22 protein-coding genes and 1 pseudogene are annotated in these 21,808 nt (G+C 72.8%); 17 read left to right on the top strand and 6 right to left on the bottom strand.

Annotated elements, in window-relative coordinates:
• Positions 1-96: 96 nt before the first annotated feature.
• The gene (locus tag M8542_RS18840; RefSeq protein ID WP_257921504.1) at positions 97-825 is read left to right on the top strand and encodes an HAD family hydrolase; all 729 of its coding nucleotides are present in this window, start codon (positions 97-99) and stop codon (positions 823-825) included.
• Here the strand turns inward: M8542_RS18840 and M8542_RS18835 are convergent.
• Positions 818-1,435 carry a class I SAM-dependent methyltransferase gene (locus M8542_RS18835; protein WP_257921503.1) on the bottom strand — a complete coding sequence of 206 codons (618 nt, stop codon included), beginning with the start codon at positions 1,433-1,435 and terminating at the stop codon, positions 818-820. The genes M8542_RS18840 and M8542_RS18835 overlap by 8 nt on opposite strands.
• Positions 1,436-1,490: 55 nt before the next feature.
• The gene (locus tag M8542_RS18830; protein ID WP_257921502.1) at positions 1,491-1,964 is read right to left on the bottom strand and encodes a carboxymuconolactone decarboxylase family protein; all 474 of its coding nucleotides are present in this window, start codon (positions 1,962-1,964) and stop codon (positions 1,491-1,493) included.
• A 154-nt stretch (positions 1,965-2,118) separates the two neighbouring features.
• Between M8542_RS18830 and M8542_RS18825 the strand changes: the two genes are divergently transcribed.
• Positions 2,119-2,997: an RNA polymerase sigma-70 factor gene (locus tag M8542_RS18825; RefSeq protein ID WP_257921501.1), complete on the top strand. Its 879-nt coding sequence runs from the start codon at positions 2,119-2,121 to the stop codon at positions 2,995-2,997.
• A gap of 1 nt (position 2,998) precedes the next feature.
• Here M8542_RS18825 and M8542_RS18820 read toward each other — a convergent pair whose 3' ends face one another.
• Positions 2,999-4,174, bottom strand: coding sequence for a hypothetical protein (locus tag M8542_RS18820; RefSeq protein WP_257921500.1), 1,176 nt, complete (start codon positions 4,172-4,174; stop codon positions 2,999-3,001).
• 10 nt (positions 4,175-4,184) lie between these two features.
• A complete protein-coding gene (locus tag M8542_RS18815) occupies positions 4,185-5,519 on the bottom strand; it encodes an MFS transporter (RefSeq protein WP_257921499.1) in 1,335 nt (444 codons plus the stop codon).
• 100 nt (positions 5,520-5,619) lie between these two features.
• Between M8542_RS18815 and M8542_RS18810 the strand changes: the two genes are divergently transcribed.
• From M8542_RS18810 to M8542_RS18770, 9 genes are read left to right on the top strand one after another with little or no spacing between them, the layout of a single operon-like run.
• Positions 5,620-6,111: a MarR family winged helix-turn-helix transcriptional regulator gene (locus M8542_RS18810; RefSeq protein WP_257921498.1), complete on the top strand. Its 492-nt coding sequence runs from the start codon at positions 5,620-5,622 to the stop codon at positions 6,109-6,111.
• 52 nt (positions 6,112-6,163) lie between these two features.
• A complete protein-coding gene (locus tag M8542_RS18805; protein ID WP_257921497.1) occupies positions 6,164-7,093 on the top strand; it encodes a hydroxymethylglutaryl-CoA lyase in 930 nt (309 codons plus the stop codon).
• On the top strand, positions 7,090-7,809 hold the full coding sequence (locus tag M8542_RS18800; protein ID WP_257921496.1) for an enoyl-CoA hydratase/isomerase family protein: 720 nt from the start codon (positions 7,090-7,092) through the stop codon (positions 7,807-7,809). Before M8542_RS18805 ends, M8542_RS18800 begins: the two co-directional genes overlap by 4 nt.
• The gene (locus tag M8542_RS18795) at positions 7,806-8,990 is read left to right on the top strand and encodes a CaiB/BaiF CoA transferase family protein (protein ID WP_257921495.1); all 1,185 of its coding nucleotides are present in this window, start codon (positions 7,806-7,808) and stop codon (positions 8,988-8,990) included. Before M8542_RS18800 ends, M8542_RS18795 begins: the two co-directional genes overlap by 4 nt.
• The gene (locus M8542_RS18790; protein WP_257921494.1) at positions 8,987-9,733 is read left to right on the top strand and encodes an enoyl-CoA hydratase/isomerase family protein; all 747 of its coding nucleotides are present in this window, start codon (positions 8,987-8,989) and stop codon (positions 9,731-9,733) included. Before M8542_RS18795 ends, M8542_RS18790 begins: the two co-directional genes overlap by 4 nt.
• Positions 9,730-11,307, top strand: coding sequence for an AMP-binding protein (locus M8542_RS18785; RefSeq protein WP_257921493.1), 1,578 nt, complete (start codon positions 9,730-9,732; stop codon positions 11,305-11,307). Before M8542_RS18790 ends, M8542_RS18785 begins: the two co-directional genes overlap by 4 nt.
• The gene (locus tag M8542_RS18780; protein WP_257921492.1) at positions 11,304-12,263 is read left to right on the top strand and encodes an NAD(P)H-dependent flavin oxidoreductase; all 960 of its coding nucleotides are present in this window, start codon (positions 11,304-11,306) and stop codon (positions 12,261-12,263) included. Before M8542_RS18785 ends, M8542_RS18780 begins: the two co-directional genes overlap by 4 nt.
• A gap of 13 nt (positions 12,264-12,276) precedes the next feature.
• A complete protein-coding gene (locus M8542_RS18775) occupies positions 12,277-13,074 on the top strand; it encodes a thymidylate synthase (protein ID WP_443641730.1) in 798 nt (265 codons plus the stop codon).
• On the top strand, positions 13,071-13,556 hold the full coding sequence (locus M8542_RS18770) for a dihydrofolate reductase (protein WP_257921491.1): 486 nt from the start codon (positions 13,071-13,073) through the stop codon (positions 13,554-13,556). Before M8542_RS18775 ends, M8542_RS18770 begins: the two co-directional genes overlap by 4 nt.
• Here the strand turns inward: M8542_RS18770 and M8542_RS18765 are convergent, their stop codons facing one another.
• The gene (locus M8542_RS18765) at positions 13,557-14,252 is read right to left on the bottom strand and encodes an alpha/beta fold hydrolase (RefSeq protein WP_257921490.1); all 696 of its coding nucleotides are present in this window, start codon (positions 14,250-14,252) and stop codon (positions 13,557-13,559) included.
• A gap of 122 nt (positions 14,253-14,374) precedes the next feature.
• Here M8542_RS18765 and M8542_RS18760 point away from each other — a divergent pair, with 122 nt between their 5' ends.
• Entirely contained in the window at positions 14,375-14,932 is a 558-nt protein-coding gene (locus M8542_RS18760) for a TetR/AcrR family transcriptional regulator (protein WP_257921489.1), read from the top strand.
• Positions 14,933-15,058: 126 nt separating this feature from the next.
• Here M8542_RS18760 and M8542_RS18755 read toward each other — a convergent pair whose 3' ends face one another.
• On the bottom strand, positions 15,059-15,217 hold the full coding sequence (locus tag M8542_RS18755) for a hypothetical protein (RefSeq protein WP_257921488.1): 159 nt from the start codon (positions 15,215-15,217) through the stop codon (positions 15,059-15,061).
• A gap of 291 nt (positions 15,218-15,508) precedes the next feature.
• Here M8542_RS18755 and M8542_RS18750 point away from each other — a divergent pair, with 291 nt between their 5' ends.
• The 5 genes and pseudogenes from M8542_RS18750 to M8542_RS18730 all read left to right on the top strand — a co-directional run.
• Complete coding sequence (locus tag M8542_RS18750; RefSeq protein WP_257921487.1) at positions 15,509-17,068, top strand: FUSC family protein; 1,560 nt, start codon at positions 15,509-15,511, stop codon at positions 17,066-17,068.
• Positions 17,069-17,090: 22 nt separating this feature from the next.
• Positions 17,091-19,079, top strand: a complete 1,989-nt coding sequence (gene ligD, locus M8542_RS18745) for a DNA ligase D (RefSeq protein WP_257921486.1) — start codon at positions 17,091-17,093, stop codon at positions 19,077-19,079.
• A gap of 254 nt (positions 19,080-19,333) precedes the next feature.
• A complete protein-coding gene (locus M8542_RS18740; RefSeq protein ID WP_257921485.1) occupies positions 19,334-20,185 on the top strand; it encodes a geranyl diphosphate 2-C-methyltransferase in 852 nt (283 codons plus the stop codon).
• 28 nt (positions 20,186-20,213) lie between these two features.
• A complete protein-coding gene (locus M8542_RS18735; RefSeq protein ID WP_257921484.1) occupies positions 20,214-21,317 on the top strand; it encodes a family 2 encapsulin nanocompartment cargo protein terpene cyclase in 1,104 nt (367 codons plus the stop codon).
• Positions 21,318-21,344: 27 nt separating this feature from the next.
• A pseudogene (locus M8542_RS18730) lies at positions 21,345-21,808 on the top strand (Crp/Fnr family transcriptional regulator); the annotation flags it as partial.

Here is a 21,808-nt window from a genome sequence, read left to right as displayed (position 1 = left end):
GCACCGAGGTGAGCATCGGGGACCTCCTGCCGGCGAAAAAACGTCAATAGGACGGATATCCGGTCCTGGACCGGTCAAACCAGGAACACGGACCTCATGTGTAAGTCCTCCCGGCTCGGGTATTCCGCTGCGGTACCCGCCCGGAGAACCCTTGAGGAGACCACCATCGCCACCGCGGTCCTGTTCGACGTCGACGGCACGCTCGTCGACTCCAACTACCTGCACGTCCACGCCTGGCGGCTGGCCTTCCACGAGCTGGGCCGCGAGGTCGACTCCTGGCGCGTGCACCGCGCGATCGGCAAGGGGTCCGGCAAGCTGCTGAGCACCCTGCTGGGTGACGAGGACGCCGAGCGCGTCGGGGACCGGGCCAAGGAGCTCCACAGCCGGTACTACCTGGAGACCAGTGACCTGCTGCGGCCGTTCGACCGGGCGCCGGAGCTGGTGCGGGCGCTGGCCGCCAAGGGGGTGCGGGTGGTGCTGGCGACGTCGGCGGGTCCCGACGAGCTGGACGTGCTGCGCAAGGTCCTCGACGTCGACGACGTCGTCGAGGACATCGTCGCCGGCCACGACGTCGACGCGACCAAACCCGACCCCGAGCCGGTGCAGGTCGCCCTCGAAAGGGCGGGCACGGCACCGGAGGACACGATCTTCGTCGGCGACGCGGTCTGGGACGTCCGGGCCGCCACGAAGGCCGGCGTGCGCACGGTCGGCGTGCGGTCGGGCGGGGTCGGCGCGGCGGAACTGACCGAGGCCGGCGCGATCGCGACCTACGACGACGTCGCCGCCCTGCTGGCCGACCTCGACGGAAGTCCGCTGCTCAGCTGACCTTCCGGGCCACCAGCCGCTCCACCAGCCCGAGCTTGAACCGCTCCCGGCGCTCCACCGGCAGGCCCAGCGCTTCGACCAGCTTCAGCGGCCGGCGCCGGAAGTGCTCGCCCGCCAGCGGCACGCTCGCCAGCTCCACCAGCCACTGCATCCCGCGGACCGGCCACACCGACGACACGACGTGGTCGACCAGGATCAGCCGGCCGGCCGGGCGCAGGACCCGCGTCATCTCCGCGACCGCCGCCGCGGGGTCCGGGATCGCGCAGAGCCCGAACGTGCACAGGACCGTGTCGAACGACGCGTCGTCGAACGGCAGCTCGTGCGCGCTGCCTTCCCGCAGCGTCACCGCCCGGCCGAGCTCGCGGGCCCGTGCCCGCGCGAGCTCGAGCATCCCGGCGCTGAGGTCGAGACCGGTGAGCGTGACGCCGTCGGGGTAGCACGGCAGGTTGAGCCCGGTCCCGACGGCGACCTCCAGGACCTCGCCGGCCGCCTGCCCGCAGGCCCACTCCCGCGAGTCGCCGAAGAGGCGGCGGTCCCAGGCGTTCATCTCCGCGTCGTAGGTCGCGGACTTGCGGTCCCAGTACCGGCGCCAGCGGTCGGCTTTCGTCATGCCCCTCAGGGAACCACGAACCGGCCCGGGATCGGGTGACCCCGGGCCGGTTCGCTCAGCCGAACATGCCGGGCTCGTAGGAGCCGCCCTTCTGGTGCACGATCACCGCGAGCCGGTTCGCCGAGTTCATCTGGGCGACCAGCGCGACCAGCGCGGCGGTCTGGTCGTCGTCGTAGTGCTTGCGCACCGCCGCCCAGGTGTCGTCGGAGACGCCGGGGCTCGCGTCGGCGATGCGGGTGCCCTCCTCGGCCAGCGCCAGCGCGGCCTGCTCGGCCTCGCCGAACACGGTGGCCTCGCGCCAGGCGGCGACGAGGTTGATCCGGACGGCGGTCTCCCCTGCGGCCGCCAGCTCCTTGGTGTGGATGTCGACGCACCAGCCGCAGCCGTTGATCTGGCTGACGCGCAGCGAAACGATTTCCTGGACGACCTTCGGCAGCGAAGACTGCACGATGGCCAGGCTCGTGGTGCCGAAGCGCTTGGCGAACTTGGCGCCGACGGGGTTCTCGGTCAGGGCGAAGCGGGGTTCCATGGTGGTTTCCTCACTCGTGGGTGAACCGGACGACCAGGAGATGCCGGATCCCCCGGCGCCCGTGACAACCCGCGTGCGTGACGACGGTCACTGTCACACCCCGGCGACGGCCGGCATCTGGTGGGAAACTCCGCGAAACGAAAGAGGAGCCACCATGGCCGACCCCGCCACCGAGGCGTTCCTCGCGCACCGGAACCTGCTGTTCACGGTCGCCTACCAGATGCTCGGCTCGGCCGCCGACGCCGAGGACGTGCTGCAGGAGACGTGGCTGCGCTGGGTGGGTGTCGAGCCGGCCACGGTGCGGGACCAGCGCGCGTACCTGGTCCGGATCACCACGCGCCAGGCGCTGATGCGGCTGCGGACCCTGGGCCGGCGCAAGGAGTCCTACGTCGGGCCGTGGCTGCCCGAGCCGCTGCTGACCGCGCCCGACGTCGCCGAGGACGTCGAGCTGGCCGACAGCGTGTCGATGGCGATGCTGCTGGTGCTGGAGACGTTGACGCCGGCCGAGCGCGCGGTGTTCGTGCTGCGTGAGGTGTTCGACCTCGGGTACGACGAAATCGCCGAAGCGGTCGGCAAGAGCGCGGCCGCGGTCCGCCAGATCGCGCACCGGGCCCGCTCGCACGTCGCCGCCCGCCGCCCGCGCGGCGAGATCTCCCCGGCCGAGTCCCGCGACGCGCTCGAGGCGTTCCGGCACGCGGTCGAGACGGGCGACCTGCGGCACCTGCTCGAAATCCTCGCCCCCGACGTGGTGTTCCTCGGCGACGGCGGCGGCGTGGTGCAAGCGGTGCCGGAGCCGGTGCTCGGGGCGGCCGCCGTGGCGAGCCTGCTGGCGGCGGGCCTGGGCAACTTCGCGGGCGGCGTGCTGAGCGCGGCCGAGGTGAACGGCTACCCCGCGCTGCTCCTGCGCCGCGCGGGCGAAGTCGACACGGTGCTGGCGGTCCGCATCGACGACGGGCTGATCACGGGGCTGTACGCGGTGCGCAACCCGGAGAAGCTGTCCCGGCTGGCCGAGGAGACGACGCTGCGCCGCTGAGTCACACGCCCCGGTCGCGCCTCGCGGTGTTCATGGCCGCCTGCAGCTGCAGCCACGTCAGGTCTGCTGGCTCGGCCGTCATCACCTCCGCGAGGTCGTCGGTGTCCCACTCCCGCGTCCCGTCGAAGCGGCGGAACTCGGTCTCGCCCGCCGGTGCCTCGGCGGTCGCGGCCAGGAACTCCGCCACCGGCGCGGCGTCCGGCTCGCCGGTGGGCACCGTCAGGAAGACGAGTTCGGCGCCGGCCGCGGCGACCAGCTCGCCCGGCGCGCCCGCGGCGAGCGCGGTCACCGGGCCACCGGCCAGCTCGTGCTCCACGGCTTCCTCGCCGTCGACGTCGACTTCGACGAGGGTGCCGGCCGGGGTGCCGATCCAGAGCCGGGCTTCGTAGGCGATGTTGTGGTCCGACCAGGATCGCGACTCCGCCAGCCACTCGTCGTCCACCTCGTCGTAGCCCGGGTAGGGCCGGCCGAGGGTGGTGGCCAGGATCCGCCGCAACGACGGGAACTCGAACACCTCCAACGAGTTCTCGTAGGCGTTGCCGCGGATCGCGAACCGCCGTCCGTCCGCGCTGAAGACCGGCGTCTCGTAGCCGTCGGCGTCGAGGATCAGGGCCCGGTCCCGCAGCGTGCCGCCGGGCTCGGCGAAGAGCACCAGGCTGGCGCCCTGGTTGCTGCGCAGGGTGGCCACCAGTCCCCCGGCGGGGTGGGTCGCGACCCCGGTGTCCCACAGCGGCGCGGATCCGACGGCGCCGGACGCCGGATCGACGACGTCGGCCCGCTCCCACGCCGGGAACTCGTACCGCGCCGACGGCGAGGCCCACAGCGCGCCGTCCGGACCGAACGCGAGACTCCGGTATGCCGCACCGGCCGGCTTGTCCACTGTGGACAAGCCGGCCGGCGTCCAGCGCCGGGCTTCCGCCTCGTTCGCCACCACGAGCAGCGGCTCGTCCGGGTGCCACGCCGCCGCCGGCTGCCGGCGGTGCCACGTCCAGGGCGCCGCCGGGGCGTATTCGGCGAGGTCGGCGCCGACCGCGGCGAGCCGGCCGCCCTCGCGGTCCAGCACGTGGACCGCCGGGCGGCCGGCGTCGAAGCAGGCGAGCAGAGGCAGCCGAGGATGGGGCAGCACGCGCTCGACCGGGAACCCGACCGGCACCCGGGAGATCGTCTCGAAGGTCACCCGGCCGACATTAGCGATGTTTCTCGTTGAGGTCCTTGGCTTTCACGCCGAGCAGCAGGACGGCCACCGCGAGCAGCACGATCCCCGAGCTGATCACCAGCCCGAGCGACAGGCTCCCGGTCGACGCCTGGATGAAGCCCAGCAAGGACGGCGAAGCCGCCGCGGCGAACGAGCCCATCGACGTCACCACCGCGATGCCCGTCGCCGCCGCGCGTTCGCTGAGGTAGATCGACGGGATCGAGTAGAACACCGTCAGGCCCGAGTAGTGCGCGGCCGCCATCACCGCGAGCAGCACGACCACCACGAACACGCTGCCACCCGAGAACGCCAGCGCCAGCATCGCCACCGCGGCCACCAGCCAGCTCACCGCCGCGTGCCAGCGGCGTTCCAGCGTGCGGTCGGAGTGCCGGCCGACCAGCAGCATCACGACGATGCCCAGCAACGGCGGGATCGCGGAGAACAGCCCCAGGTTCAGCACGTCGCCGACGCCGGCCTCGGCGATGATCCGCGGCGTCCAGTACGAGACGGCGTTGGCGAGGGTGTAGGCGCCGCACGCGCACAGGCCGAGGATCCAGACCTTCGGGTCGCGCAACGCCGAAAGCAGGCCGCCGCCGTGTGACTCGCCTTTCGAGGCGCGCTCCTCCGCCAAGTCGGCGCGGACGAGTGCCTTCTGCGCCGGGGTCAGCCACTTCGCCCGCTCCGGCTCGTCGGCGAGGAAGAACGCGACCGCGACGGCGAGCAGGATCGGCGGGATGCCTTCGATGAGGAACAGCCACTGCCAGTCGGCGAGGCCCGCGGCGCCGCCGAGGGAGTGCATGATCCAGCCGGACACGATCGAGCCGAGCACCCCGGACACCGGGACGCCGATGAAGAACACCGCGGTCATCCGCGTCCGGCGCGCCGACGGGAACCAGCGCGACAGCAGGTAGAGCGCGCCCGGGAAGAAGCCTGCTTCGGCCACGCCGAGCAGGAACCGCGCGAGGTAGAACGTCAGCTCGTCCTGGACGAACAGGGTCGCGATCGTGACCACGCCCCAGGTGGCCATGATCCGCACCAGCGTCTTGCGGGCGCCGATCTTGGCCAGCAGCGCGTTGCTCGGGACCTCGAAGAGGATGAACCCGACGAAGAACAGTGTGACGCCGAGCCCGTAGACCGCCGAGCCGAAGCCGAGGTCGCGCTTGAGGCCCTGCTGCGCGATGCCGATGTTCGTCCGGTCGATGAAGCTGACGACGTAGCAGACCACGAGCAGCGGCATGACCCGCAGCGCGATGGTCCGGTAGGTGGACGCGCGGTCGGCGCCGCCGACTGAAGGCGGCGCTCCGGCGACGGCGGGGTGTTCGGCCACGGCTACTCGACTCCTTCGTCAGGCGGGGCGTGCGGCGTCAGTGTCGACATGCGGTGTTGTGTTTGTCAACACCGGTTCGGCAACGGCTACGATGACCGGCATGGCGGAACGCGCGGACGGCCGGGACCTGGTGCCCATCTCCGGACTCCTCTCCTACCGGCTCTCCCGCACGTCGTCGGCGATGTCGCGCAGCGCCGCGCTGCGCTACCGGCGGGAGTTCGACGTCAGCCTCGGCGAATGGCGGGCGATCTCACTCATCGCCGCCGACCCCACGCTGACGCTCAACCGCCTCGCCCGCCGGGCCGGTCTGGACAAAGCCCAGATGAGCCGGGTGGTCAGCCGCCTGACCGACCGCGGCCTGGTCGACCGGACGGCCGGCTCGGGCCGCACCTCGCAGCTGGCCCTCACCGCCGAGGGCACCCGCGTCTACCGGGGCCTGATCTCGGCGGCGAACGAGCGTGACGCGGAGTTCCTGGCGGCGCTGACCGCCGAGGAGCTGACCACCCTGAGCGGAGCGCTCGACAAGCTCGCCGACCTGGCACTGGCCGTCGAGGAACGTGAGCGGGCCCACCCCACCCCTGACGACTGTTGACTTTATCAACAGAGCCGCGTAGTTCTGGAGCCACCGAACAGGAGGTGGCCCGATGCCCGACGCCGTCACGATCTGCGAGTGCTTCGCCCGCGACGGGCTGCAGCACGAACCGGAGTTCGTGCCGACCGCGACGAAGGTCGCCCTGCTGGACGCCTTCGTCGCCACGGGGTTCCGGCGGATCGAAGCGACCAGCTACAGCCACCCTGAGCGCGTCCCCGGCTTCTCGGACGCTTCCGAGGTCCTGACGCAGATCGGCCGCCGCCCGGGCGTCGCGTTCAAGGCGACCTGCCCGAACCCCCGCGCGGTGCGCCGGGCGCTGGCCGACCTCGACGCCGGGCACGGCGCCGAGGAGCTGAGCCTGCTGGTCTCGGCCAGCGAGTCCCACACCGAGCGCAACCTGCGGACGTCCAGAGCCGGGCAGTGGGAGCGCGTCGAAGAGATGGTCCGGCTGGCCGGCGGCCGGTTCAAGCTGGTCGGCGTCGTGTCGGTGGCCTTCGGCTGCCCGTTCGAGGGCGCGGTCGACCCCGGCCGCGTCGCCGACGACGTTGCCCGCTTCGCCGACCTGGGCGCCGACCTGGTGACCTTGGGCGACACGACCGGCGTCGCGACGCCGACGTCGGTGCGGGCGTTGTTCGCCCGGCTCGGCGGCGAAGTGCCCGTGGTCGCGCACTTCCACAACACCCGCGGCACCGGCATCGCCAACGCCGTCGCGGCCCTCGACGCGGGCTGCCGGAACTTCGACACCGCGATGGGCGGCGTCGGCGGTCACCCCGGCACGATCTCCTACGGCGCCGGCCTGACCGGCAACGTCTGCACCGAGGACCTCGTGTCGCTGTTCGACGCGATGGGCGTCGAGACCGGCCTCGACCTCGACCTGCTCGCGAAGGCTTCCGCCGCCTGCGAAGCGGCCCTCGGCCGTCCCCTGCACAGCATGGTGGCCCGCGCCGGCTTCACCACGACCCCGAACCAGGAGAACCCGTGACCGTCATCGCCGAGGACCACGGCGCCGTCCGCGTCCTGACGCTGAACCGGCCCGACAAGCTCAACGCCCTCGACACGGCCCTCACCCGTTCGCTCAGCGAAGCCTTCACCGCCGCCGACGCCGACCGCGAGATCCGCGCGCTGGTGCTCACCGGCGCCGGACGTGGCTTCTGCGCGGGCGCGGACCTCGGCGAGTTCTCCTCGCTGACCCCCGACCACGCCGACGCCGTCCTGGAACGCGCCGCGCTCACCGCGAAACTGCAGGTGCAGGCCCGGCAGCTGCGGATCCCGGTGGTCGCGGCCGTGCGCGGCGCGGCGGTCGGCGGCGGCGCCGGCCTGGCGATCGGCGCGGACATGGTCGTCGCCGGGACCGACCTCAAGTTCGGCTACCCCGAGCTGAAGCACTCGATCGTGCCGGCGCTGGTGATGACCGGGCTCGTCCACCACCTCGGCCGCAAGCTCGCCTTCGAGCTGGTCAGCACCGGCCGGCTGCTCACCGCCGCCGAAGCCTTCGAGCACGGCCTGGTCAACCGGGTCGTCTCGCCGGACGAGGTGCTCCCGGCCGCGCTGGAGATCGCCGAGCACTGGGCGAAGGCCGAGCCGCGGGCGATCGCCGCCGCGAAGGACCTCTTCTACCGCGTCGCCGACCTGCCGACGGACGCCGCGATGCGCGCCGGTCAGGACGTCAACGCGCTGATGCGGGGGTTCCGCGGATGACCGGCCCGCTGACCGGCATCACCGTGCTGGACTTCTCCCGCGTCCTCGCCGCTCCCCTGGCCACGCAGATCCTCGCCGAGCTGGGCGCCACCGTGGTCAAGGTCGAGCGGCCGGGCTCCGGCGACGAGACCCGCGGCTTCGAACCGCGCCTGCCCCACGGCGAGAGCGCGTACTTCTTCGCCTTCAACCGCGGCAAGAAGTCCGTGACCCTGGATCTCAAGGACCCGCGCGGCCAAGCGGTGGCGCGCCGGCTGGCGTCCCACGCGGACGTCGTCGTCGAGAACTTCCTGCCCGGCGCGATGGACCGCATGGGCCTCGGTTATGCGGACCTGGCGCGGCCGGACCTGGTGTACGTCTCGGCGACCGGCTTCGGGCAGACCGGCCCGGACCGCGATCGCAAGGGTTACGACACGGTGTTCCAAGCGCTCTCCGGCGTGATGGCGATGACCGGTGAGCCCGAGGGGCCGCCGTCGAAGACCGGGATCCCGGTGGCGGACATGACCTCCGGGCTCTGGGTGGTCATCGCGGTGCTGTCCGGGCTGGCCGGGCGCGCGGCTTCGGGCCGCGGCCGCCACCTCGACGTGTCCATGATGGACGTCCAGCTGAGCCTGCACGCGCTCAACGCGGCGCGGCTCTTCGCTCTCGGCGAGGATCCCACGCGGACCGGCACCGAGCACCCCGGCCGGGTGCCGTCGGCGGCGTTCCAGGCCGGCGACGGCGAGTGGCTGCACATCAGCGGCAGCGACCAGCACTGGGCGCCGCTGTGCGCGGTCCTCGGGCTCGACGACCTCGCCGCGGACCCGGCGCTGCGGGCGAACGCCGGCCGCGTCGAGCAGCGCGCCCGCGTCATGAAGGCGCTGCGCGGGGCCATCGCGCAGCACGACCGGGACCCGCTGGTGAAGGAGCTGCGGGCGGCCGAGGTCCCGGCCGGCGCGGTCCGCTCGGTGCGGGAAGCCCTGGCCGACCCGCACGCCGTGGCGCGCGGGGTCGTCGGCGAGTTCACCCACCCCGTCGAGGGGACGTTCCCGGCGCTGCGGACGCCGTTGCGTGAGACTGCCGGTGAGCCGGCGGGCTTGGGCGTGCCGCCGCTGCTCGGCGCCGACACCGACGACGTCCTGGCCGGCCTGGGTCTGTCGCCCGCCGAAATCGAGGAGCTGCGCACCGAAGGGGTGATCCGATGACCGAGCGCGTGTGCGTCACGACCACCGGCGGGATCGCCCGCGTCGAGCTGGCCCGGCCCGAGGCCCGCAACGCCCTCGACCTGCCGATGTGCCACCAGCTGCGGGAAGCGTTCGAGTCACTCGGGGACGACGTCCGGGTGGTGCTGCTGAGCGGGCGCGGGCCGGTGTTCTGCGCGGGCGCCGACCTCAAGGAACGCACCGGCAAGGACGCCGCCTGGGTGCGACGCCGCCGCGTCGCGTCCTTCGCCGCGTACGCCGCCATCGAGGCGTGCCCGGTCCCGGTCGTCGCCCTGGTGCAGGGCGCCGTCGTCGGCTCGGGCGGGGAGATCACCCTCGCCGCCGACTTCGCGCTGGCCGCTTCGGGGACGGTCTTCCGGTTTCCCGAGCCGCACTGGGGTACCGTCGGCGCGACCCAGCGCCTGCAGCGCGCCATCGGCAAGCGCCGGGCCAAAGAGCTGCTGTTCACCAACCGCGCGCTCCCCGCCGAAGAGGCCGCCGAACTGGGCGTCGTCACCCGCGTCGTGCCGGCAGGGTCGCTCACGGAGGCCGGGGACGAGACGGCCGCGAGCATCGCGAAGGCGCCCCCGCTAGCCATCTCGCTCACCAAGCGCGCGGTCGACCTCGGCGCGGAGACCGACCTGGACCGCGGGATCCGGATCGAGCTGGCCGCGATCGAACAGTGCCTCGCCGACGGCGGCTGGCGCGACGGCGTCGCCCGCTTCAGCAACGGAGACCCACGATGACCGACCTGCGCACGGCCTGCCCCCTCACCACGCACGAAGTCCTCGCCCGCGCCGCCCTGCTCGCGCCGGACGTCGAAGCCCTCGTCACGGCCGAAGAGCGGGTCACCTACGGAGAGCTGGCCGAGCGCGTCACGCGGATCCGGGCCGGGCTCGCGGCCGCCGGGATCGGCCGCGGCGACCGCGTCGGCATCTGCCTCGGCAACGGCCCGGACTGGGTGGCGCTGTTCCACGCGATCGGCGCGGCGGGCGCGGTCGCGGTGCCGGTCAACACCCGGTTCACCGCCGACGAAGTCCGCTACACCCTCGAACACGCCCAGGTGCGCACCCTCTTCGCCGCGTCGCGGGTGCTCAATGTGGACTTCGCCGCGATGCTGCGGGAGATCGGCGTCGAGTCGCTCCCCGCGCTCGAAAAGGTGGTCGTGCTCGGCGACGACGTTCCGTCGTTCGCCGTGCCGTGGCACGAGTTCCTTTCGGCTGCGGACGCACCGTCACCCGCCGCGACACCCGACGACGTCCTGCTGGTGCAGTACACCTCCGGCACGACGTCGCGGCCGAAGGGCGTCCTGCTCACCCACCGCAGCATGTGCGCGGACGCGTTCTTCTCCGGCGCGCGCATGGGCCTGCGCCCGGGCGACCGGTTCCACTCGGCGCGGCCGTTCTTCCACGTCGCCGGGAGCACGCTGTCGGTGCTCGCCTCGGCCCAGCACGCCACGACGCTGGTGACGATGCCGAAGTTCGAGCCCGAGGAAGCGTTGCGGCTGCTGGAAACCGAGCGCTGCACGCACTTCTCCGGCAACGACACCATCGCGCTGCTGCTGCTCAACCACCCTTCCCTCGCCGAGCGGCGGCTCTGCCTGCGCGGGGCGTGGGTGGCCGCGTCCCCGACGGTGATCCGGCGCGTCATCGACGAGCTGGGCGCGCGGGAATGCGTTGCCGGGTATGGCCTTTCCGAGGCGTCGCCGAACGTCGCGCAGTCGGCGTGGTGGGAGTCTTCGGAGATCCGGGCGTCCGGTGCGATGGCCGTGCAGCCCGGCGTCGAGGTGCGGATCCGCGCGTTCGACGGCGACCGCGACGCCGCTGCCGGCGAGCCGGGCGCGGTGCTGGTGCGCGGCTGGAACGTGATGGCCGGCTACCTCGACAACCCGGTGAAGACGGCCGAGACGATCGACGCCGACGGCTGGCTGGCCACCGGCGACGTCGGCCTGCTCGACGACTCCGGCCGCTTCCACTTCACCGGCCGGACGAAGGACATCATCCGGGTCGGCGGCGAGAACGTGGCGCCCGCGGACATCGAGGACACACTGCACCGGCACCCGCTGGTCCGGCAGGCGGCCGTCGTCGGCGTCCCGGACACCCGGCTGGTCGAGGTGCCCTTCGCGTTCGTCGTGCTGACCGAGCCGAGCGTCACCGAAGACGAGCTGCTGGCCTGGGCCCGGGCGCGGATGGCCGGCTTCAAGGTGCCGCGGCATCTGCGGATCGTCGAGGGCTTCGAGGGCATCGGGATGACCGCGAGCTCGAAGGTGCAGAAGAACCGGCTGGCCGCGCACGCCCGGACGCTGCTGGGGCAGCCGTGACGCGCATCGACACGCCGGTGACCCGGCTCCTGGGCGTCGACCTGCCGATCGTGCAGGCCGGGATGTCGTGGGCGTCGTCGTGTTCCGCGCTGCCTCTCGCGGTGTCGAACGCGGGCGGGCTCGGCGTGGTCGCGGCCGGCCCGATGCGGCTGCCCGACCTGGACCGGACCCTGGCCGAGATGGCCGCGGGCACGGACCGGCCGTGGGCGGTGAACCTGCCGCTGTACCGCGCGGGCGTCGACGACGTGCTCGACCTCGTCCTGCGGCACCGGCCGCCGGTGCTGATCGCGTCCCAGGGCGGGCCGCGGCGGTACCTGGCGCGCTTCCACGACGCCGGGACGCGGTGCCTGCACGTCGTGGCCGGCGTCGAGCACGCGCGGAAGGCCGCCGACGCGGGCGTCGACGCCCTGGTCGTCGTCGGCGCGGAGGCCGGTGGGCACCCGCCGCCCGCGATGGTCGCGACGTCGGTCCTGGTGCGGGCGGTCGCCCGGGCCGTCCCGCTGCCGGTGATCGCCTCCGGCGGTGTCGCGGACGGCGCGGGCCTGGCGGCGATGCTCGCCCTCGGCGCGGGCGCCGCCCAGTTCGGCACGCGGTTCCTCGCCAGCACGGAGGCCACCGTCCACGCCGGCTACAAGCAGGCCGTGCTCGACGCCGGTGTCGACGGAACGCGCACAGTCGGCCACGGTCTGGGTGTGATCCGGGCTTTGGACAACGACTTCACCGCGCGGATGCTGGAGCTGGAGGCGTCCGGCGCGGAAGAAGCGTTGCGGCGCAAGGCGTTCCAGGCGTCGACGCTCAAGGACGCCGCCCTGCACGGCGACGTCGTGGACGGCAAGCTGGAGGCCGGCCAGTCCGCCGGGCTCGTCGACGAGGTCCTGCCCGCCGCCGAGATCGTCCGCCGGATCGTGGCGGAGTACCGCACGGCGTGTGCGGCGTTGCCCTCGGTCGACCCGTAGGTACAGTACGGCCGTGGCGGACTCCCAGTACGAAGACCTGTTGCGGATGGTGCTCGAGACCGGGACGGCGAAGGCCGACCGGACGGGCACCGGCACCCGGAGTGTTTTCGGGCACCAGCTGCGCTACGACCTCGCGCAGGGTTTCCCGCTGGTCACCACGAAAAAAGTACATCTGAAGTCCATCGTGTACGAGCTGCTGTGGTTCCTGCGCGGCGACTCGAACGTCGGCTGGCTGCGTGAGCACGGCGTCACGATCTGGGACGAGTGGGCCGACACCGACGGCGAGCTCGGCCCGGTCTACGGCGTGCAGTGGCGGTCGTGGCCGACGCCGGACGGCAGCCACATCGACCAGATCGCCGCGGTGCTCGACACGCTGCGCCACGACCCGGACTCGCGGCGGATGATCGTGTCCGCCTGGAACGTCGCCGAGCTGGACAAGATGGCGCTGGCGCCGTGCCACGCGTTCTTCCAGTTCCACGTGGCCTGCGGGCGGCTGTCCTGCCAGCTGTACCAGCGCAGTGCCGACCTGTTCCTCGGTGTGCCGTTCAACATCGCCAGCTACGCGCTGCTGACGCACATGGTGGCCCAGCAGGTGGGCCTCGAGCCGGGTGACTTCATCTGGACCGGCGGCGACTGCCACGTCTACGACAACCACGTCGAGCAGGTGACCACGCAGCTTTCGCGGACGCCGTACGAGTTCCCGACGCTGAAGCTGAACCAGGCGTCCTCGCTGTTCGACTACCGCTTCGAAGACGTCGAAGTGCTCGGCTACCAGCACCACCCCGGTATCAAGGCGCCGGTGGCGGTGTGACCGTCGGGCTGATCTGGGCGCAGACCGTCGACGGCGTGATCGGCGCGGGCAACGCGATCCCGTGGCGGCTGCCCGAGGACGTCGCCCACTTCAAGGCGACCACGCTCGGCCACCCCGTCGTGATGGGCCGCCGGACGTGGGACTCGCTGCCGCCGCGGTTCCGCCCGCTGCCCGGCCGGCGCAACGTCGTCGTGACGCGCGACCCGCAGTGGTCGGCCGAGGGCGCGGACCGGGCCGGGTCGGTCGCCGAGGCGCTGGAGCTCACCGCCGGGTCACCCGAGACGTGGGTGATCGGCGGCGGCGAGATCTACCGGGCGGCGCTGGCCTACGCCACGACGTTGTCGGTGACCGAGGTCGAGACGAAGGTCGACGGCGACACGTTCGCGCCGGCCCCGGACCCGCGCTGGCGGGTCGCCGAGGACGGGGGCTGGCTGTCCTCGACGACCGGCTTGCGCTACCGCATCCGCAGGTTCACCCGCTGATCACTCGGTGCCGGCGGCCGCGGCGGCGATGACCTCGGCGACCACGGCCGGCTGCGACACCGCGACGGCGTGCGAAGCGTCGATCCGCCGGACGGTCGACTTCGCGCGCTCGGCCATGGACTCCTGAGCCGTGGCGGGGATCGCGTTGTCCTGGTTGGCGATCAGCGTCCAGCTCGGGAGCTTCGACCAGGCCGGGGTGCCCTCGAAGGGCGCGGCGAGGGCCTGCTGGGCGACCGGGCGCTGGGTGACGGCGAGGGTCGCGGCGGTGTCGGCGGGCAGGTCGGCGGCGAAGACCTCGGCGAAGTCCGCCGGCTTGATCGACAGCTCCGGCTGGCCGTCGTGGACCAGGACGTTCGTGGTCTCCGGGCCGAGCTTGGCGCCCGCGGACAGCTCGAAGACGCTCTCGCCGGTGTTCGGCTGGAAGGCGGCGATGTAGACGAGGGCGCGGACGTTCGGGGTCCCGGTGGCGGCGCGGGTGATCAGGGCGCCGCCGTAGGAGTGACCGGCGAGGACGACCGGGCCGTCGACACCGTTGACGACGTCGGCGACGTAGGCCGCGTCGGACTCGAGGCCCCGCAGCGGGTTGGCGACCGCGACGACCGGATAGCCCTGCTCCCGCAGCTGCTCGATGACACCGGTCCAGCTCGACGAGTCGGCGAACGCGCCGTGGACCAGGACGATGGTGGGCTTGCTCATGGCTGGCTCCTCAGAGAGAACGACTGGTCTTTCTGTCTCCATACTCTGGCCGGTTTCGACGGCGGTGGCAATGTGACGAAGCCGATCTGGCAGAACGACCAGTCTTTCTCTATACTGGACCGATGACGTCTGCTTCGGTGCACCCCAAGGACCGGCTGCTGGCGACGGCGTCCCGGCTGTTCTACGCGGAGGGCATCCACGCGGTGGGGGTCGAGCGCCTGGTCTCGGAGGCGTCGGTGACGCGGGCGACGTTCTACCGCCACTACCCGACGAAGGACGACCTGGTGGCGGCCTACCTGAGGACGGCGAGCGCACAGATCCGGGAGGCGGTGAACGCGGCCCGCGCGGGCAGGCCCCCACGCGAGGCACTGGCGGCGGCGTTGTCGGTGGTGGGCGACGCAACGTGCGGCGAGGACTTCCGCGGCTGCCAGTTCCTGAACGCGGCGGCGGAGTACCCGGATCCGGAGGACAAGGTCCGCGCGGTGATCGAGGACCACCGGAAGTGGTTCTTCGAGGTCCTGCGCGAGGACGCGGCCGCGGCGGGGCACGCGGACCCGGACCACGCGGCACGGGTCTTGGTCCTCCTGCGCGACGGCGCGTTGCACGGCGGCGAGCTGGACGACGCGGAGACGGTGCGGGAGACCTTGCGGCGCGCGGTGGAGGACTTGCTCCCGGCTTGACCGAGGCTCGCGGCGATGGCCCTCTGGCAACCGGCGGCTGAAGTCGCCGCGGGATCCACCTCACGCGAGCGAGCCGCGCCCGAAGTCACCAACGCACGAGGCCTCACCGGCGCCAACCCGGTCGCCTCACCACGACCCGCGCTCGCCGCCGCCGAGCCCGCCGCCCCACCGCCCGGCGCTCTCCGCCGCCGCCAAGCCGGCTGCCCCACCACAACCGCGCTCCTCACCGCCACCAACCCGGCCGCCCCACCCCTCGACGCTCGCCACCGCCACCAGCCCGGCCACCCCACCACCCGGCGCTCCCCGCCGCCGCCAAGCACGCCGCCCCACCAAAACCCGCGCTCCCCACCGCCACCAACCCGGCCGCCCCACCCCTCGACGCTCGCCACCGCCACCAGCCCGGCCACCCCACCACCCGGCGCTCCCCGCCGCCACCAGCCCGGCCACCCCACCGCCCGGCGCTCCCCGCCGCCAAGCACGCCGCCCCACCACGACCCGGCGCTCCCCACCACCCGGCACTCCCCCCGCGCCGCCCGGCCGCCACCCCGAGCCGCCCCCTCACCCAGGCCCCACGCCGTGTTGGAATGGGGTGTGCCGCCCGACGACCCGCTCCCCCGTGTCATCCGGCCGCGGTCCGTCCTCTTCGCGCTGCCCGCCGCCGGGCGGCGGTGGAGTGCCGGGCTTCGGGCCGCCGGGGCCGTTGCCCTCGCCGGGGGCGGAGTCGTCCTCGCCGGACACGCCGACGTCGCCCTCTTCGTCACCTTCGGCGCCTTCGCCGTCCTCTACGGCGAAGGCCGCCCCTACCGCGTGCGTGCCTGGGTCGTCCTCACCGCCGCCGCGCTTCTCCTGCTCTCCGCCGGGCTCGGCGCCGCCGCCGGGAGCTTGGGTGGCAATGTCGTCGTCGTGGTGACCGTCGTCGCCGTACTCGCCGTCTTCGTCGTCGACGCGCTGCGGCTCGGGCCGCCCGGCGCCCTCTTCTTCGCCCTCGTCTGCGGCGGCGCGATGGTCGCCACCGAGGCCGGCGCCCACCCGCTCCCCCTCCTGCTCTGCACCGCCCTCGGCGGCCTCTCCTCGGCGCTGGTGTCCATGGCCGGGTTCGTCGCCGACCGCCGCAAGCCGGAACGCGTCGCCGTCGAGCGGGCCGTTCGCGCCGTCGACGCCTTCCTCCGCGCCGGCCACGCCGGCGCCGAAGCCCGGCACGCCGCCGGCTCCGCCATCTCCGCCGCCTGGGGCGCGGTCCACGACGCCGGCGACCGGCCCGAACTCGCGGCCACGCTCATCGCCGCCCACCGGCGCTTCGCCGACGCGAGCGGCGCCGACGACGAGACACCCCTTCCGCTCCCCCGCCCGGCGGTCGGCTACCGGCTGCGCCGCTCGGCGACCCTGCGCTCGCACGCCATGCTGACGGCCCTGCGCGTCGGCGGCACCTGCGCGGCCGCCGGGGCACTCAGCGCGTCACTCGGCCTGACGCGTCCGCACTGGGCGGTCCTCAGCACGCTCGTCGTCCTGCAGCAGGGCACCGACCGGGTCCGCGCGAACGTCCGCGGCCTGCAGCGGTTCGCCGGCACCGCGGCCGGCCTCGGCCTGTTCGCCCTCCTCATCCAGCTCGCGCCCACCGGGCTCGCGCTCATCGCCACCATCGCCGTGCTGCAGTTCTGCATCGAGCTGTTCGTCCCGCGCAACTACGCGGTCGCCGTCGTGTTCATCACGCCCGTCGCGCTCCTCGCCGGCGGCGCCACGGCGAGCACACCGGTCATCCGCGACCGGTTCGTCGAGACGGCCCTCGGTGTCGCGCTCGCGGTGCTGTCGCAGTACCTCGTCGCGCCGAACGCGCACCGCACGACGTTCCGCTGGACCGAGTCCCGCGTCCGGGCCGCCGCCCTGACGCTGCTCGCGAACGCGCCGGCCATGCCCGCCCGCCGCGACCTCCAGTTCGAGCTCGAGGGCGCCACCCGCGCTGCCGTCGACTCCGCGCACAACGACCTCGCCTGGACGCGGCGGCACTGGCCCGCGCACGCCGCGCTGGTCCACCTCGGCTACGACCTGCTCGCGGCGTGCTGGGCGGCCGCGCCCGGCGAGCGGCTCACCGACGAGTGGAAGCAGGCGTTCCAACCTGCGCAAACCCGGCGGAGCTAGGCCGAACGGGTTAGAGTTCGGCATGGCTGCTCACGACGCGTCCCGCGTCCCGGCGTGGGTGGACCCGATGCTGGCCAAGGCCGACGGCGGCCGCCTGCGCAGCGGGCCGGAGTGGGCCTACGAGTACAAGCTGGACGGCTACCGCGCGGCGATGCGGATCGCCCCCGACGGCACCACCGTGCTCACCAGCCGCAACAACATCGACTTCACCGCCGAGTTCGCCGAGCTCGCCGGGGTGCTCGCCCCCGGGCTCGACGGGCAGGCCGCCCACCTCGACGGCGAAGTCGTCACCTACGGCGAAGACGGCCGGATCGACTTCGAGCTCATGCAGGAACGCCGGGGGCGATGGGTCCGCCACCAGAGTGCGCCGAAAGGCCTGGCGTTCGACGACGTCCCGGTCCGGTTCCTCGCCTTCGACCTTCTCCGGCTCGGCGACCGCGACCTGCTCAAGGAGCCCTACGACGTGCGCCGCGGCCTGCTGGCCGGACTGCCGATGCCCGACCCGTACCGCGTCTCGGTGGTCCGCGCGGTGACCTTCGCCGAGCTCGCCGCCGACCGCCGCACGCCCGCGGACTTCCTCGCCCACGCCGCGTCCGCCGGCTACGAAGGTGTCGTCGCGAAGCTGCGCAACTCGGGTTATTCACCCGGCCAGCGGCCGGACTCCTGGCTCAAGCACCCGCTGATCCGGACGCAGGAGGTCATCGTCTGCGGCTGGCGGCCCGGCCAGCGCAGCTTCACCGGCACCCTCGGCGGGCTGCTGCTCGGCGCGCACGACCCCGGCACCGGCGACCTCGTCTACATCGGCGACGTCGGCACCGGGTTCAGCCAGGCCACCCGCGCCGAGCTGCAGGCGCGGCTCGAGCCGCTCGAACGCCGGACTCACCCGTTCGCCGTGGCGCCGCCGCGAGAGGACACCGTGCGTGCCCGGTGGGTCGAACCGCGGCTGGTCGGCGAGATCGTCTACCGCCAGTTCACCCGCGCCGGCCGCGTCCGCCACACGGCGTGGCGGGGCTTGCGGGCCGACAAGGAACCCGGCGACGTCCTCGCCCCGCGCGCGACTCCGCTCCCGGAGCTGCCTCCGCCGCCCGCTCCCACCGAGCCCGCCGGGCAGCGGATCACCGTGCAGGCGGGCAACCGGCAGCTCACGCTGTCCAATTTGGACAAGGTGCTGTACCCGGCCGACGGGTTCACCAAGGGCGAGGTGATCAACTACTACTCGCGCGTCGCGGCGTTCCTGCTGCCGCACCTCGCCGGCCGGCCGGTCACGTTCATCCGCTACCCCAACGGCGTCGACGGCGAGAAGTGGTTCGAGAAGAACGTCCCGAACGGCGCCCCGGCGTGGCTGCACACGGTCCGGTTGCCGAGCACGGGCTCCCGCGGCAGCGGCGACACGATCGACTACCCGCTGCTCGACGAGCTCCCGGACCTGGTGTGGGCGGCGAACATGGCGGCGCTGGAGCTGCATGTTCCACAGTGGACGGTCACGCCGGACGCCACCCGGCGCGCGCCGGACCGCCTCGTGTTCGACCTCGACCCCGGCCCGGGCACGACGGTCGTCGACTGCGCGCGCGTCGCGGAACGCCTGCACGACGTGCTCGTCGCCGACGGGCTCACCCCGTTCGCGAAGACGTCGGGCTCGAAGGGCATGCAGCTGTACTGTGGCATCGAGACCGACGACCCGGCGGCGCCGTCGGCCTACGCGAAGGACCTCGCGCGGCGGCTCGCCCGCGAAACACCGGACACCGTGACGGCGGTGATGGCGAAGGCCCAGCGCACCGGGCGGGTGTTCATCGACTGGAGCCAGAACAACCCGGCCAAGACGACGGTGGCGCCGTATTCCCTGCGCGGCCGCGACCACCCGGCGGTTTCGACGCCGGTGACCTGGGCCGAGGTCCGGGCCTGCCGGCACGTGCTGCACCTGACCTTCACCGCGGAAGACGTCCTCGAGCGCGTCGCCGAGCACGGCGACCTGCTGGCCGGTCTGCCCGAAAGCGCCGCGCCACTCCCCTGAGCACCGGCGACGACCGAGGGTGGCAGATCGTCATCCGGTCGAGTCACCCCCGGTCTCTAACGGGGACCCTCCGGTCCGCCCGGGGCCACACCGCGCGGGGTCGCCACTGGGCCACTCGGGCAACGACCGCGCAGTGCGAGTGAAGCTCCTTGTCCCTTCGAAACTCCCGGCACTAACTTCGAGAGGGAGGGGACGACGGCACACGGCCGTCAGTTTCCTTGTTCACCAACGAAAACCGAACGAGGAGTTTCTCGATGACCGCTCTCGACCAGCCCGTGGCCCGCACCGCGTACCAGCAGTCGGTCGCCGACTACTGGAACGCGGAGAAGGATCCGGTGAACCTCCGGCTGGGCGACGTCGACGGTCTCTACCACCACCACTACGGCCTCGGCGACTACGACCCCGCCGTCCTCCAGACACCGGAAGCCACCCGCGACGAGGCGATCATCGCCGAGATGCACCGGCTCGAGACCGCCCAGGCCGAGGTCCTCCTCGACCACCTGGGCCCGATCGCGCCGACCGACCGCCTGCTGGACGCCGGCTGCGGCCGCGGCGGCAGCAGCGTGATGGCGCACCTGCGCTTCGGCTGCCAGGTCGACGGCATCTCGATCTCCGAGCAGCAGGTCGGCTTCGCGAACGACCACGTGCGCAAGCGCGGCATCGACGGTTCGGTGCGCTACCACCTGAAGAACATGCTCGACACCGGCTTCGAATCCGGCGCGTTCCAAGGCATCTGGAACAACGAGAGCACGATGTACGTCGACCTGAACGACCTGTTCGCCGAGCACGCGCGCCAGCTCAAGCCCGGCGGGCGGTACGTCACCATCACCGGGTGCTACAACGACGTGACGGGTGGCCGCTCGCGCGCGGTGAGCCAGATCGACCAGCACTACATCTGCAACATCCACGCCCGCGGTGACTACTTCAAGGCGTTGGCCGCCAACGGTTTCGTGCCGATCAACGTCGTCGACCTGACCGCGGCGACGATCCCCTACTGGGAGCTGCGGGAGCAGTCCTCGGTGGCCACCGGGATCGAAGGGCCGTTCCTGACCGCCTACCGCGAAGGCAGCTTCCACTACCTGCTCATCGCCGCCGACCGCGTCTGAGCGGGCGGGGGTGCCGAGGGAGAGCGCGATGACCGTGTGTCCACAGTGGACCACAGGCGGGGCGGCGGGCCTGCTGGCCGGGCCGTTCGGCCTCGGCACGTCCGCGGCGCGGATCGCGACGCAGTTCGCGCCCGCGCCCGGGCAGGACCCGGCCTACGCCTACCTGCCGTGGGGTGACGGTAGCGCGTCGCCGCTGTACTGCCCGGTGGTGGGCCGCGTTGACGACGCCCTCGCCGAGGAGGTCGACCGGCGGCTGGTCTCGTGGGCCGCCGACTGCGGGTTCACCGGCGAGGGCCTCGAGCAGATCGCGCACGCCGGGTTCGGCCGGCTGGTGATGCTCGCCCACCCCGACTGCGACGACCCGGACCGGTTGCTCGTGGCGGCGCAGCTGAACGCGACGTGGTGGGCGGCCGACGACTACTACGCCGACGACAGCACGCTCGGCGCGGCGCCCACCGAGCTGCCGCCGCGCCTGGCGCTCGTCATGGCGGCCATGGACCCGGTCGCCCCCGCCGGCGAATTCACCGCGCCACTCGAAGAAGCACTGCGAGCGGACCCGATCCTGGTCGGGCTCGGTTCGGCGACCGAGCACCTGGGCCGGCACGGGTCACCGGTGCTCGTCCAGCGGGTCTGCTACTCGACGTTCGCGATGTTCGTCAGCTGGGACGCGTACGCGGCGTGGCGCCACACGGGCCGCTACCCGCCGGCGTGGGAGTACCTGGCGGCCCGCCAGCACGACAGCTTCTACACGTCGATGACGCTCATCGACGCCGTCGGCGGCTACGAGCTGGCCGCGCCGTTCTACTACGACCCGCGGGTGCGGGAGGCGATGATGCGGGCCGGCACGGCGTCGGTGCTGGTCAACGATCTCCATTCGGTGGCCAAGGACGCCGCCGACGAGAAACCGGTCTGCAACATGGTCCTGCAGATCGCGGCGGACCGGGACTGCCCGGTCGAGGAGGCGGTCGAAGCGACCGTCGAGCTGCACAACAAGATCGTCCACGAGTTCGAAGACGGCCATCGGGAGCTGGCGGCGGTGCCGTCCCCGGAGCTGCAACGGTTCCTCGTGGGCGTCCGTTCCTGGATGGGCGGCGGCTTCACCTGGCACGCCACCAACCCCCGTTACTCCTGACCGACGAACGATTGGGTGGTTCTCGTTGTGACTGTCACCGATCCGGTGGACACCGAGCAGGCGCCGTTGAGCTTGGGGCGGGCCGCGGCCCGGACGCTGGCCACGACGACCAAGTCGGTTCCACAGATGCAGGGCATCTCCTCCCGGTGGCTGCTGAAGCTGCTGCCCTGGGTGGAAGTCTCCGGCGGCGCCTACCGCGTCAACCGCCGCCTCTCCTACGCCGTGGGCGACGGACGGGTCACCTTCACCATCCTACGCCGTGGGCGACGGACGGGTCACCTTCACCACCACCGGCGCCGACGTCCGGGTCATCCCACCCGAACTCGGCGAACTCGCCCCACTACGCGGCTACCCCGACGAAGAAGTCCTCACCGAACTGGCCGGACGCTTCGCCCGGCACGACTACGCCCCCGGCGACGTCCTGGTCGAATTCGGCTCCCAAGCCGACCAGGTGTTCCTCATCGCCCACGGCAAGATCACCAAGATCGGCA

Source organism: Amycolatopsis iheyensis (assembly GCF_024703995.1).
Classification (GTDB): Bacteria; Actinomycetota; Actinomycetes; order Mycobacteriales; family Pseudonocardiaceae; genus Amycolatopsis; species Amycolatopsis iheyensis.
Note: the sequence above shows the minus strand (reverse complement) of the source record. Positions and strands in the feature narration are given on the sequence as shown.